This is a genomic window from Neobacillus sp. SuZ13 (genome assembly GCF_030123365.1).
GTDB lineage: Bacteria > Bacillota > Bacilli > Bacillales > Cytobacillaceae > Neobacillus.
The window spans coordinates 5,099,048-5,112,326 of sequence record NZ_CP126107.1 but is presented as its reverse complement, the minus strand read 5'-3'; the positions used below and the strand labels follow the sequence as shown (position 1 = coordinate 5,112,326).

Annotated in this window: 10 protein-coding genes; 8 read left to right on the top strand and 2 right to left on the bottom strand. The window is 40.9% G+C overall.

From position 1 onward, the window contains the following. Nucleotides 1–138 precede the first annotated feature (138 nt). On the bottom strand, nt 139–771 hold the full coding sequence (locus tag QNH17_RS25375; protein ID WP_283875905.1) for a YigZ family protein: 633 nt from the start codon (nt 769–771) through the stop codon (nt 139–141). A 323-nt stretch (nt 772–1,094) separates the two neighbouring features. Between QNH17_RS25375 and QNH17_RS25370 the strand changes: the two genes are divergently transcribed. The 7 genes from QNH17_RS25370 to hpf all read left to right on the top strand — a co-directional run bounded on the left by QNH17_RS25370 (nt 1,095) and on the right by hpf (nt 8,515). Beyond that, nucleotides 1,095–2,237: a sensor histidine kinase gene (locus QNH17_RS25370; RefSeq protein WP_283875904.1), complete on the top strand. Its 1,143-nt coding sequence runs from the start codon at nt 1,095–1,097 to the stop codon at nt 2,235–2,237. A 64-nt stretch (nt 2,238–2,301) separates the two neighbouring features. Next, nucleotides 2,302–2,988 (top strand): response regulator, encoded by a 687-nt coding sequence (locus QNH17_RS25365; protein ID WP_283875903.1) that lies wholly within the window; start codon nt 2,302–2,304, stop codon nt 2,986–2,988. A gap of 123 nt (nt 2,989–3,111) precedes the next feature. Beyond that, the gene (locus QNH17_RS25360; protein ID WP_283875902.1) at nt 3,112–3,960 is read left to right on the top strand and encodes a DegV family protein; all 849 of its coding nucleotides are present in this window, start codon (nt 3,112–3,114) and stop codon (nt 3,958–3,960) included. Between the two features lie 532 nt (nt 3,961–4,492). Continuing rightward, nucleotides 4,493–5,464, top strand: coding sequence for a nuclease-related domain-containing protein (locus QNH17_RS25355; RefSeq protein WP_283879598.1), 972 nt, complete (start codon nt 4,493–4,495; stop codon nt 5,462–5,464). A gap of 4 nt (nt 5,465–5,468) precedes the next feature. Beyond that, entirely contained in the window at nt 5,469–6,956 is a 1,488-nt protein-coding gene (locus QNH17_RS25350) for an ATP-dependent helicase ComFA (RefSeq protein ID WP_283875901.1), read from the top strand. A 15-nt stretch (nt 6,957–6,971) separates the two neighbouring features. Further along, the gene (locus QNH17_RS25345) at nt 6,972–7,688 is read left to right on the top strand and encodes a ComFC family protein (RefSeq protein WP_283875900.1); all 717 of its coding nucleotides are present in this window, start codon (nt 6,972–6,974) and stop codon (nt 7,686–7,688) included. Nucleotides 7,689–7,966: 278 nt separating this feature from the next. Then, a complete protein-coding gene (hpf, locus tag QNH17_RS25340; protein WP_283875899.1) occupies nt 7,967–8,515 on the top strand; it encodes a ribosome hibernation-promoting factor, HPF/YfiA family in 549 nt (182 codons plus the stop codon). Nucleotides 8,516–8,820: 305 nt separating this feature from the next. On the opposite strand, the gene secA is transcribed toward hpf, so the two are convergent. Continuing rightward, a complete protein-coding gene (secA, locus tag QNH17_RS25335) occupies nt 8,821–11,331 on the bottom strand; it encodes a preprotein translocase subunit SecA (RefSeq protein WP_283875898.1) in 2,511 nt (836 codons plus the stop codon). Between the two features lie 543 nt (nt 11,332–11,874). Here secA and QNH17_RS25330 point away from each other — a divergent pair. Further along, nucleotides 11,875–13,254 carry a cytochrome c3 family protein gene (locus tag QNH17_RS25330; protein WP_283875897.1) on the top strand — a complete coding sequence of 460 codons (1,380 nt, stop codon included), beginning with the start codon at nt 11,875–11,877 and terminating at the stop codon, nt 13,252–13,254. Nucleotides 13,255–13,279 lie beyond the last annotated feature (25 nt).

The following is a 13,279-nucleotide window of genomic DNA, read 5'->3' as shown; positions in this document are numbered from 1 at the left end:
TCCTAGTATCAAAGTAGAAAAATGTCAGCTTTTGTTGAAAATCTACTCTATTTTATAATATTTATGGAGATTGGTAAAATGAAATTTTTTGTAAATTGAAATTTCCTGCATTTGGACAAAGTGAGAGAAAAGAAATGCCTAAATATCACATTCTAGATAGGTCATTTCTCCTTTTGTGATCTGAGCCTGTCCATTTGTTAATTCGATCATCCATTCGGTAAATGCCTGCTGTTGCACCTCTTCCACAAATACTTCAAATTCGACATTTTCTTGGTACTGAATATCCTTAAGTATATAATTGGATGATCTTAATTCGTTTTCAATCTTTCCAAGCCAAGAATAATCCATTGTAATATGGAAGATCTGCATCAACTTTCTTTCGACGATTCCGACTGCATCCAGGCCTTCTGATGCAGATTTCCCATAAGCACGGATAAGACCGCCGGCCCCTAATTTGATTCCGCCAAAATAGCGGGTAACGACAACTGTGGTATCTTTCAATTTTCTTTTTTTCAATACCTCAAGAATAGGTACTCCTGCTGTACCACTTGGTTCTCCGTCATCATTGGCTTTTTGAATATGATCATTCTCACCAATGAGATAGGCAGAACAATTATGGGTGGCATCCCAATACTTTTTTTTCAAGGATTGGATAAATTCTTGAGCTTCCAATTCAGTTTCCGTTCTTTGGACATGGGCAATAAATCGTGATTTTTGTATAATAATTTCATGTTCACCAGCTTGTTTTACGGTATTGTATCGAGGCAGCATTCAGTGCACTCCTTTCTAAATTTCATAATGGTGTAATATAACTTTAATATGGCAGTAAAATATCCATGTTATAATAAAACAGATAAAAGTAGTGGAAACCTGTTTTATGGGCAGATAGTGGCATTCCTATTATACTACTACTTTTTACTTAAATTAATGGTAACGTGTATGATAAGATTAGCAAATTGATTCAATCCAATGTAAAATATGTTACAAGACATTTAGGTAAAATCCAAAGATAATGAAATCATTTGTTTGAAATTAGTATATTGTTTAACCATAGCGTTCAAACGCTTATTGCTTTTCTTATCGGAGGAATGTGTATGAAGATTAAGCAAATCAATATGAAATCAATTGATGAAATTCGTGAAGAAATGATTGAAACCGTTACTTGCTCAAAAAGTGACATCTTCCAGATAGGTGAGCAATGCCGTCAAGATTATGAAAACATGATCAATGAGTTAGACAATATTAAGCAGATGATGGTAAAACTCACTACTGAAGGCGAGGGACTTGAAAAACAAGTCCTTGAAGCAAGGAGCATGCTGTCAGAAGTCAGTATGAATTTTAAAAATTATTCGGAAGAAGAGGTCCGTGATGCCTATGAAAAGGCCCATCAATTGCAAATGGATCTTTCTATTAATTGGCAATACAAAAAGCAACTTTTGGATAAAAGGGCAGACCTTGAAAATCGTCTGGTAGGGTTGGACGAAACGATTGATCGTGCCGACCAATTGATATCGCAAATTTCTGTTGTGATGAATTACTTAACTAGTGATCTTAAGCAGGTTGGCAAAGTACTTGAACATGCTAAAGCCAAACAGGATTTTGGATTAAAAATCATTGAAGCACAAGAAGAGGAACGTAAGCGGCTTTCACGGGATATCCACGATGGCCCCGCTCAAATGCTAGCTAATGTCATTATGCGTTCTGATTTAATTGAACGTGTCTATAGGGAAAAGGGCGCGGATGAGGCTTTTTCTGAAGTCAGCAGCTTTAAAAAAATGGTCCGTTCGGCACTTTATGAAGTCCGAAGAATTATCTATGACCTTCGTCCGATGGCATTAGATGATTTAGGTCTTGTTCCTACCCTCAGAAAATACCTGCGAACCATCGAAGAATATCATAACCAATCGAAAATTGATTTTGTGAATATCGGACTAGAGCGCCGACTTCCAACTAAGTATGAAGTCGCGCTTTTCCGGATGATACAGGAATCAGTGCAAAATGCATTAAAACATGCCAATGCCTGTGAAATCAAAGTACGGTTAGAAATAACCAATGCATCAGTTACCGTCTTAATTAAGGACAATGGTATTGGTTTTGATATCACAGAAAAGAAACCTGAGTCATTTGGCATGATCGGAATGCGTGAGCGGGTTGACCTGCTTGAAGGGGAACTTACCTTTGACTCAAAAATAGGTAAGGGGACCGCTGTACTGATTCGAGTACCACTAATTAACTAGAAAACTATGAACCTACCGTCAATGGAGAAAATTTCGAAATTAGAAGGATTAGGAGGCGTTACAATTGACTACGAAAATTGTCATTATAGACGATCACCAACTATTTAGAGAAGGCGTTAAAAGAATACTAGAGTTTGAAAAATCGTTCCAAGTTGTCGCTGAGGGTGATGATGGCTGCGAAGCTTTAAGATTAGTAGAAGAATTCAGACCTGATGTGGTGATCATGGATATCAATATGCCACAAGTGAATGGTGTCGAGGCTACGCGTGAATTAGTCGATAAATATCCTGACACGAAGATTATTATCTTATCCATTCACGATGATGAAAACTATGTGACCCATGCCTTACAAACCGGTGCCATTGGTTACTTATTAAAAGAAATGGATGCGGATGCCTTAATAGAAGCAGTCAAAGTTGTCGCTGACGGCGGATCATATTTGCATCCAAAGGTTACTCATAATTTAGTAAACGAGTACCGCAAACTGGCAGCGGGCGTCGCTCGCAGTGGCGGGGCTTACCTGCAAACAATGGAAATTCGCCGCCCGTTGCATTTATTGACACGACGCGAATGCGAAGTTCTTCAAATGCTTGCCGATGGAAAAAGCAACCGTGGTATTGGCGAAGCTTTATTCATCAGCGAAAAAACAGTTAAAAATCACGTCTCCAACATCTTACAAAAAATGAACGTCAATGACCGCACCCAAGCCGTGGTTGTCGCCATTAAAAATGGCTGGGTCGAGGTAAAGTAATCGGGTTTTTAAGAGCATGCTTTTTAAAAGTATGCTCTTTTTGTTTGACCAATTAATGCAATTTAGCTGTGTTTCAGATAAAATACCATATAGTAGGTAAAAAGATAAGGATGGTATTTTGTTATGAAGACAGCTGTCGTCACAGATAGTACTGCGTACATCCCAAAGGATTTACGTGATAAATGGAATATACATATGATCCCGTTACATGTCATCTTTGGAAACGAGGTTTACCACGAAGAAGTGGATATTACTTGGAGTCAGTTTTATGAAGAGGTTAAGACAAAAGAGCTGCCAACCACTTCCCAGCCACCCATTGGCCAGTTTGTTGAGCTTTTTGAGAGCCTTGCGAAGGAGCATGATGCAGTCATTAGCATCCATCTTTCCAGTGGAATCAGCGGTACATTTCAGGGGGCGGTCACTTCTAGTTCGATGGTTGAGGGCATTGAGGTGCACCCTTTTGATTCGGAAATCAGCTGCATGGTGCAAGGTTTTTATGCTATTGAGGCAGCAAAATTGGCATCTAAGGGTGAGGATCCTGAAACGATTATGGCTCATTTAGAAGCATTAAAAATGACGGCACGGGCCTATTTCATGGTGGACGATTTAGCTCACCTGCAACGAGGGGGACGCCTCTCAAGTGCTCAAGCCTTTATCGGCAGCCTCCTTCAGGTGAAACCACTGCTCCATTTCGAAAACAAAGTCATTGTCCCATTTGAAAAAATCCGCACGCGTAAGAAAGCGATGAAGCGAATCGTTGACCTTCTTGATGAGGATGCCTCTAGCGGCAACAGCTATCAAGCTGTCATTATCCATGCCAATCGTGAGGAAGAAGCCAAGGAGTGGAGAGACGAGCTGGCAGCCAAGTATCCTAACGTCGAATTTACAATCAGTTACTTCGGCGCCGTCATCGGTACCCATCTCGGCGAAGGAGCCATGGGCCTGGGCTGGATGAAAAAATTAGATAAGTAAATAAGTGAGTTGCCATTCCGTCTTTTGGGCCGGAATGGTTTTTATTTTTGGGGGTGGAAGGATTGGTGTTGTTGTGATCCTTTATAATGGGGATTGGCGAAATCATTTTGGTATTCGGCGAAATAAGTTCTGAGATCGGCGAAATCCCTTCCCGGTTTGGCGAAATAACTTCATAGGTGGCGAAATCCAGGGCTAAGTTGGCGAAATCCACTCCAGCTAGAGCAAGCTGAAAATCAGCCCGGGTATATGACTCGAAGTCTCTAAAATAGGTAATCAAAAAGGGGATTGGCGAAATCATTTGGGAATTCGGCGAAATAAGTTCCGAGATCGGCGAAATCCCTCCCCTGTTTGGCGAAATAACCCCGATAGTTGGCGAAATCCTGGGCCAAGTTGGCGAAATCCGCCCAACCACATGAGCAAAGACATCAAACTGACACATATCCAAAAAAAACTTCCACAAATAAGCAGGAAATCATTCAAAATTTGTAGAAATTTCTCAAAAACGATAAAGGAGCTGATCGATACTTTGATCATGAAAAAGCTAATCCCACCCCAAAGACTATTTTTAACAGAAATCTTAAAATTACGTCTCATCATCGGCCACAGAAAATATCAAGAAATTGAAAAAGACCTAGCGAAACGATGGGCTGGATACTGGGGAGAAGTTGCCTTAGCAAACTACGTTAAAGAACTTCCACAAGATAAATACCACATCTTCCACGACCTTCAACTTCAATACAATAGTATCCACTTCCAAATAGACACCCTTCTACTTTCTCAAAGGTACATCCTTATCATCGAAGCCAAAAACATCCTGGGTACGTTAACATTTGATAATACCTTCAAACAACTGATCCGAACACATGAAGATGGAACAGAGGAATCCTTCGAGGACCCGCGCGTTCAATGTCAACGACTTCAATCCCTCCTGCGCAATTGGTTGATCAAAAACCAGTGCAATCTACTCCCGGTTGATACTCTAATTTTTTTCAAAAGCACTAGTACAATCTTAAAAGCTAATTCCGGAGACAAATTAGATTTTTCCAAAATATGCAAAGGAAGAGACCTCTTTAATAAGATTGATGGCATGGAACAACGATATAATCACGAAAGGATTGATCCTGAGACAATGACTAAAATAGGAAACTTACTCTTAAATCAACACAGCCCAAAGCCTATTAACATCTTAAAAGAATACAATCTAACAGAAAAGGATATACGCAGTGGTGTTTGCTGTCCCAATGAACAATGCAACTATATTCCGATGAAGTACAAAAGAGGGAGATGGAGCTGCCCCGCTTGTCATACTATCTCGAATGATGTCATTCTAAAAAACCTTAGTCACTATTTCTACCTCTACAAGCCAACAATCACTAACCAAGAGGCAAGAGTATTCCTTCATCTCCCAACTATTCATACCACACAAAAACAACTTCATAAACTAGAACTGAAAACAACAGGGAAAACAAAAGATCGACTATATTATTCCGTCCAGAGAAGGTGACCCAGTGCGATTTATTATAAAAAACAACCTATTAATACCAACCGCCACACAAGAAGACTCATTTCCAATTTCAAAACTGCCCAGCATCCCCCAGCCGCCGCTCAATCCATCCTTCTCTTACAATCCTGACCTGCAGCAGCTTCTCACTGGCAAACAGCTCCTCCCAGATGATATCCCCATACCCTTCACTGAAATCCAAACCCACTATGAAAATGGCTATATCACCTACCGGAAAGGAATTCACTATGTAGCGAAAAAGCCAGTTTGTGCCCGATGCGGCAACAAAGAGCCGCACTGGTTTGCCTCCTACCCATGCTCAAGATGTGGAGAAACTTGCCTCTATTGCCGTCATTGCATCATGATGGGAAGGATCAGTGCCTGCACCACGCTCATCGGCTGGAATGGTCCGGTGCCTGACACCAAACTTCCAGCAACCATCAAACACTGGCAGGGGACGCTCTCTAAGGGGCAACAGATGGCATCGGACCATGTAACCAGTGCTATTCAGCAAAATCAAGAACACTTAGTCTGGGCCGTTTGCGGGGCAGGGAAAACTGAGGTCCTTTTCGCTGGGATTGAAACGGCACTTGCTGCTAAAAAAAGAATCTGCATTGCCACGCCACGGACTGATGTCGTCTTAGAACTTACACCCAGATTGAAAGCCGCCTTCCCGGAAATAAAAGTTGCCTCTCTTTACGGTGGAAGTGAGGACCGCCATGTCTATGCTCCCCTCACTATTGCAACCACACACCAGCTGCTCCGCTTTTACGAGGCCTTTGACGCTATTATATTAGATGAGGTCGATGCTTTTCCGTTTACAGTCGAGGAATCGCTTCAGTATGCCGCTATCCAGGCTCGAAAGACGTCCTCCGCCATGATTTACCTTACTGCTACACCTAATCAAAAATGGCAAAGAGAATGCCGGACAGGAAAACGAACATTTACCACGATTCCAGCACGTTTCCATCGCCATCCACTCCCAGTCCCTGAATTTGAATGGTGTGGTAATTGGCAAAAGCAGCTGCAAAAGAATAAGCTTCCGAACAACGTCCTCCGCTGGATAACTGAGCGGATTCATGCAAACAAGCAAGCCTTAGTGTTTTTTCCACATATCCCTTTAATGGAAAAAGCTCTCCCTATCTTACGGCAATTGGCTACAACCATAGAAGCAGTCCATGCCGAAGACCCTGACCGCAAAGAGAAGGTGCAAAGAATGCGTTCCAAAGATATCCCATTGCTTTTGACGACGACTATTCTTGAAAGAGGGGTAACTTTCCCCAACATAGATGTCGCCGTGGTAGGAGCAGAAGATGCTGTTTTTTCAGAAAGTGCCCTTGTCCAAATTGCTGGAAGAGCGGGGAGGAGCAAGGATTATCCAGAGGGGGTAGTGACTTATTTTCATTATGGAAAAACCGAGGATATGGTAAGGGCAAGAAAGCAAATCGTCAGAATGAACCGGGAAGGGATTAAAAGGGAATTACTCGATAGGTAAAAAGGAGTTTTAATAATGAATTTATTCCATCAAAATCGATGTCTAATCTGCCATGAATTGATTGTGCCAAGCATCGGATGGCAAGCTATTTTCTCCATTGATAGGGACCATCATATTTGCCCTGTCTGTGAAGGAAAATTAGAACCAATTCAAGGGGACCAATGCCGAATATGCTGCCGGCCGTTATCCCAAATAAATGATCAATTTCGTAATGGGGATGTGTGTCATGATTGCTTCCGCTGGGAGGAAGACCCAAAATGGCAAGGAAGCCTTGAGAAAAACCATTCCTTTTTCCTCTATAATGATTTTTTAAAAGAAGTCATTGCAACGTTTAAATTTCGCGGTGATTATGTATTAGCAAAGATATTTTCGGAACTTTTCAAGGGTAAAATAGGCGAATTATCCCCCGAACTGCTGGTGCCTATCCCATTAAGTGGCGAACGGCAATATGAGCGGGGATTTAATCAAGCAGAGTCACTTCTCATCGAAGCAGGCTTTTCCCCTGCACGTTTCCTCAGCCGGGTTCACTCTGAAAAGCAATCGAAAAAATCCCGGACGGAGCGAATCCATCTCCCGCAAGTCTTTCAGGTTCATCCGGATGTCAATGTAATAGGAAAAAAAGTGATCCTAATCGATGATATTTACACAACCGGCTCCACACTAAGGCATGCTGCCAAACGATTGAAGGAGGCAGGCGCAGCCAGCATTCAATCGCTGACAATTGCTAGATAGTTAGATAGTGAATCATCCAATTCGGTTGAATGTTCAATTTACTTTGTTGTGAGCTTCTGACTGGATAGTTGTTCCAAGAAAGATTACAATAATAGTGAATAACCATTCATTTTAGTAAAAATCACCTGTTGATGTCAAAGGTCATGTAAAACCTTGTCACTATATTACCTTTGTTTTTGTCAATAAATCGACAAAATTTTTGTTCTGATTTAGCAGGATAATCATAGGGTAAAATAGAAATGTTAATACATAGCCTTAACTAAAGGAGGAATCCACAAATGAATTATAACGTTCGTGGTGAAAACATTGAGGTAACTCCAGCAATTAGAGAGTATGTAGAAAAGAAAATCGCAAAATTGGAACGCTATTTTACAGAAGCACCTGATGCAAAGGTAAATGTGAATCTAAGATTCAATCAAGATAAAACTTCTAAAGTAGAGGTAACGATTCCGCTTCCACAACTTGTTCTTCGTGCAGAAGAAACAAATGTTGATATGTATGCTGGGATTGACTTGATAACTGACAAATTAGAGCGCCAAATTCGCAAGCACAAAACAAAGGTAAACCGCAAATTCCGCGAAAAAGGCGACTTTCCAATTACATTTGCAACAACTGAAAACACAGAAGTGCATGAATTAGATGAGGATGATTTAGAATTAGTTCGTACAAAGCGCTTCGACCTTAAGCCAATGGATAGTGAAGAAGCTATTTTACAGATGAATATGTTGGGCCATAGTTTCTACGTATTTACTAATGCAGACACACACAGAACAAACGTTGTTTATAAGCGCCGTGACGGCCGATATGGTTTAATCGAGGCACACTAAACATATATAAAGAAGAACGCTGCTCTTAAACGGAGCGGCGTTTTTTTATATGCGCATAAATTTCATTATTCTAATTTACTAGCTACTTACTTGTTTTTTCTTTATAAAATTTCCTATTGAAAGTTATCCCCATGTGGATAACCGAGAATTACTGAAATTCACGCACAATTCCGTGAATAATATCCACAATTTTCAGAAGATATCTACAAATTCCGGCTACTTATCTACAATTCCACCAGTTGCCACTAATTCCTAATAATAAAAAAGCCAGCGATACATGATCGCCGGCCTATCAAAACAAAATTTTATTTTCCTGCCCCGCAGCAGTTCTTGTATTTCTTGCCGCTGCCACAAATACATGGATCATTACGGCCTACATCAAGTTGCTTAACTTTTGGCTTTTTCTTAACGGCTTCCCCGTCTTCTTTTGGGTTCACCGCTTGACCTTTTGCCACTTCTTGACGCTCAAGATTATTGCGGATTTCAGCCTTCATGATGTACATGGCCGCTTCATCCTCAATCGATTGAACCATCGCTTCAAACATCGCAAATCCTTCATGCTGGTACTCACGGAGCGGATCGATTTGACCATAGGCACGTAAATGAATCCCTTGACGAAGCTGATCCATTGCGTCAATGTGATCAATCCATTTGGAATCTACCGCACGCAGTGTTACAACCTTTTCAAATTCGCGCATCTGCTCAGGGAAGAGAATCTCCTCTTTTTCATCGTAACGTTCCTTCACTTTTGCAAAAATCGTATCGCGGATCTCGTCAGGTTCTTTTCCTTTCAAGTCATCCACTATAATGTCACCCTCTTGGAGAAGGGAGGCATTCACAAAATCGATGATAGCTTCAAGATTCCATTCTTCTTCATCCTCATGACGTGATGCATGAGCATCGACATTTCGCTCGATGGAGTTTAAAATCATCTTTTGAACGATGTCACGGAGATTTTCAGACTCTAGTACTTCATCACGCTGGGTGTAGATAATTTCACGCTGCTGACGAAGAACATCATCATATTGTAAGAGTTGTTTACGAGCATCAAAGTTGTTGCCCTCAACACGTTTTTGTGCCGATTCAACCGCTCTTGATACCATTTTACTCTGGATTGGCTGTGTATCATCCATGCCAAGTCGTTCCATCATTGCTTTCATATTATCTGACCCAAAGCGGCGCATCAGTTCATCTTCCATGGATAAATAAAACTGAGTAATACCTGGGTCCCCTTGACGTCCAGAACGGCCACGCAGCTGATTATCAATCCGTCGGCTTTCATGACGCTCCGTTCCAATGACAGCAAGTCCTCCTAATTCTAATACCCCTTCACCGAGCTTAATGTCCGTCCCACGTCCAGCCATGTTCGTTGCGATGGTGACGGCCCCTTTGTGTCCAGCTTCGGCAATAATCTCAGCTTCACGTTCATGGTTTTTCGCATTCAACACATTATGGCGAATCCCTTTTTTTACTAAATAATTGGAGATAAGCTCAGACGTTTCGATTGCCACCGTACCCACAAGTACAGGCTGTCCTTGCTGGTGACGGACCGCGATATCCTCAACAACGGCACGGAATTTACCGTTCATAGAAGAATAAATTAAATCTGGACGGTCATCACGGGCAATAGGGCGATTCGTAGGAATAACAATAACATTCATGTTATAAATATTACGGAATTCTTCTTCTTCCGTTTTTGCAGTACCGGTCATCCCTGCTAATTTTTCGTACATCCGGAAGTAGTTTTGGAACGTAATCGTTGCCATAGTCATACTTTCGTTTTGAACTTCGAGGCCTTCTTTCGCCTCAATCGCTTGGTGCAAGCCCTCGCTATAGCGGCGGCCTTTCATTAAACGACCGGTAAACTGGTCAACAATGACAATTTCGCCGTCTTGAACCACATAGTCAACGTCAAGATGCATGCTGACATTTGCTTTTAAGGCTTGGTTAATATGATGATTTAAGGTTACGTGGGACATATCGAAAAGGTTATCAATGCCAAAAGCTTTCTCAGCTTTACTAATTCCTTCTTCGGTCAACATTACGCCCTTCGTTTTTTCATCGTACGTATAATCTGTTTCTTTTGAAAGCATCTTAACAAAGCCATTGGCCTGAATATAGAGGACAGCCGATTTTTGTGCTGACCCTGAGATAATTAACGGTGTACGTGCTTCATCAATTAAAATAGAGTCAACCTCGTCAATCACTCCGAAGAAAAGTGGTCGCTGCACTTTTTGTTCCTTATATAGGACCATGTTATCACGCAAGTAATCGAAACCAAATTCGTTATTCGTTCCATACGTAATATCAGCAGCATAGGCTGCTTGTTTTTCTTCCTTATCCATACTATTTAAATTTAAGCCAACCGTTAAACCAAGGAATTGATACAATTCACCCATTTCGGCGGCGTCACGACTTGCTAAGTATTCGTTGACAGTAACAACGTGAACACCTCGACCAGAAAGTGCGTTCAAATAAACCGGCATGGTCGCAGTTAACGTTTTACCTTCCCCTGTTTTCATCTCCGATATGTTCCCTTCATGAAGAGAAATCCCCCCCATTAACTGAACATGGTACGGATATAAACCGAGTACACGCTTAGCACCTTCACGGACAACAGCAAATGCTTCAACCAGGAGATCATCTAAAGACTCCCCGTTTTGATAGCGGGACTTGAACTCTTCCGTTTTCTCGCGCAGCTGGTCATCGGTCAACCTTTCTGTTTCCGCAGCCAGCGCGTCAATTTTCACCGCAAGCTTGTCTAGGCGCTTCAGCTCACGCTTGTTCAAGTCAAACACTTTATCTAAAATCCCCATATCTGATGAACGCTCCTTTTTATCGAGACTAATACACTATTTTAAAAAAAATCCATTCAAGAATATTCGCTATTTTCCTTTTTTATCTTACCATTTCCACAATACAGTGACAACAATCATAGAAGGAAACAAGATTCGTACAATCATCTATTATATTTCCTTCCAAGTCAATCACTTCAGCTTGGACTTCGATAAGTTCGATTTTTCGTCATATATGTCAGAAATATGACGTGATTTTGAGAATGTATTTTCAACTAGAAATTCAAAGCTCGAAAAAAGCTTGAAAAATGTATAAAAAATTACGAAAATGAATAAATACTCATTTGTATGCAAAATAAACAACATTAACATAGTATTAAATATCATTGTGATAACAACATTTATGTGTTGTTTTTAGTAGAAATTACTCATTTCGTTTCTTTGAAATATTATTCACAAATTGTACATTGGAATATACTCTTACAATGTTAGATACTACCTTTAGAGAGGTTGATATGGAAAATATAGAGAGAGAAAGAATCCAAAATGGGAAGGGTGAGTTAAGTGGCCATTTGGGGGAAAAAAAATAAAGATAAAGATCCCGAAAGTAGAGAAGATAGAAAAAAGGCTGGCCTGATTCGAGGATTATGGCAAAAGTTTCGAGGGATTGACTGGAAGAACCCAGTGAACAGGTGGAAATTACTGTTTGTTTCACTTGTTGGCTGTATTGTTGTTTTTGGGGGAGGATATGGAGTTTTAACCATGACAAACTCCCCGACTTTCTGTGCGAGTTGTCATGAAATGGCACCCGAATATTCAACGTTTACTGCAAGTGCCCACAATCAGATTTCATGTGTTCAGTGTCATATCAAGCCTGGCTTTACGAACATGATCACACACAAGATGAAATCGGTGAAAGAAGTATATTATCACGTAACTGGAGTACCTGAACAAATCGTTCAAACTGAAGAAGAAGCAGTTTCAAACGAAAACTGTTTGCAATGTCACTCGAAGAACCGTCTAGTTACAGCGTCTGGTGACTTAAAGGTTAATCACAAAGGCCATATCGAGAAAGATATCCCTTGTATTACTTGTCATGCTGGTGTTGTTCACGCAAAAATGGCAACCCGCGGAATCAACGTTGAAGAAGTACGTGGTGAATGGACAAAGGAAAGTGCTGAAAAGTTAATGGAAAAAAAATACTTGAGGCCTAATATGGGCACTTGTATTGACTGCCATGACAAAGTAAATAATGGCGAAAAGCCTTGGAAAGAAGCTGCATATAACGTTCCGCCAAATCCAGAAGAATTAGAGAAAAAACTCGAAGAAAAATCAAAAGAAGCAACAGCTAAAGTCTCAACTGAAGCCACAACTGAAGGAGAAAATCCGGAAGCAGTTGCAGCAGAGCATGATGTAAAAACACAAGAAATCATCTTACAAGCGATTGGTAAACAAAAGAAAGACGTTAAGATTTCAATGGAATGTAAAACCTGCCACAAGCAAACGGAAATTCCAAAAACACACCAAACTGTTAATTGGAGCAATAATCATGGCAGGACCGCAGTTCAACTGCTAGATAAGTGCGTTAACTGTCACCAAGATTCTAAATGGGTTAGAGCAATTCCGAAAGAAGATATTATGTCCCTTCTAAAAATGGGCAATCAAAAAGTTAAATACACGCCAAACTTAACACTTGTAAAAGATCAAGCACGAACAAATAAATTCTGTAGCGCCTGTCACGCTGATCGCCCTTCGGGACATGGTGAAAGTGATCAATGGCTGACAGCACATGCTGATAAGGCAAAAACAGCAACCCAGAAATCTGAATGTATGGTCTGTCATGATCGTGAAAAACCAAAAGCAGGCCCGACTGATGCAAAAGCGCCTACAGATGTTTATTGCCAATACTGCCATAGAACTGGCTTTAAATCTGATGGAAAGTAATTAATTAACAATCTGGAGGGACGCT

Coding starts and splice junctions, on each gene's coding strand:
- secA (WP_283875898.1), bottom strand. CDS start 11,331: ATGGGGATTTTAGATAAAGTGTTTGACTTGAACAAGCGTGAGCTGAAG.
- QNH17_RS25355 (WP_283879598.1), top strand. CDS start 4,493: ATGAAAAAGCTAATCCCACCCCAAAGACTATTTTTAACAGAAATCTTA.
- QNH17_RS25360 (WP_283875902.1), top strand. CDS start 3,112: ATGAAGACAGCTGTCGTCACAGATAGTACTGCGTACATCCCAAAGGAT.
- QNH17_RS25370 (WP_283875904.1), top strand. CDS start 1,095: ATGAAGATTAAGCAAATCAATATGAAATCAATTGATGAAATTCGTGAA.
- QNH17_RS25375 (WP_283875905.1), bottom strand. CDS start 771: ATGCTGCCTCGATACAATACCGTAAAACAAGCTGGTGAACATGAAATT.
- hpf (WP_283875899.1), top strand. CDS start 7,967: ATGAATTATAACGTTCGTGGTGAAAACATTGAGGTAACTCCAGCAATT.
- QNH17_RS25345 (WP_283875900.1), top strand. CDS start 6,972: ATGAATTTATTCCATCAAAATCGATGTCTAATCTGCCATGAATTGATT.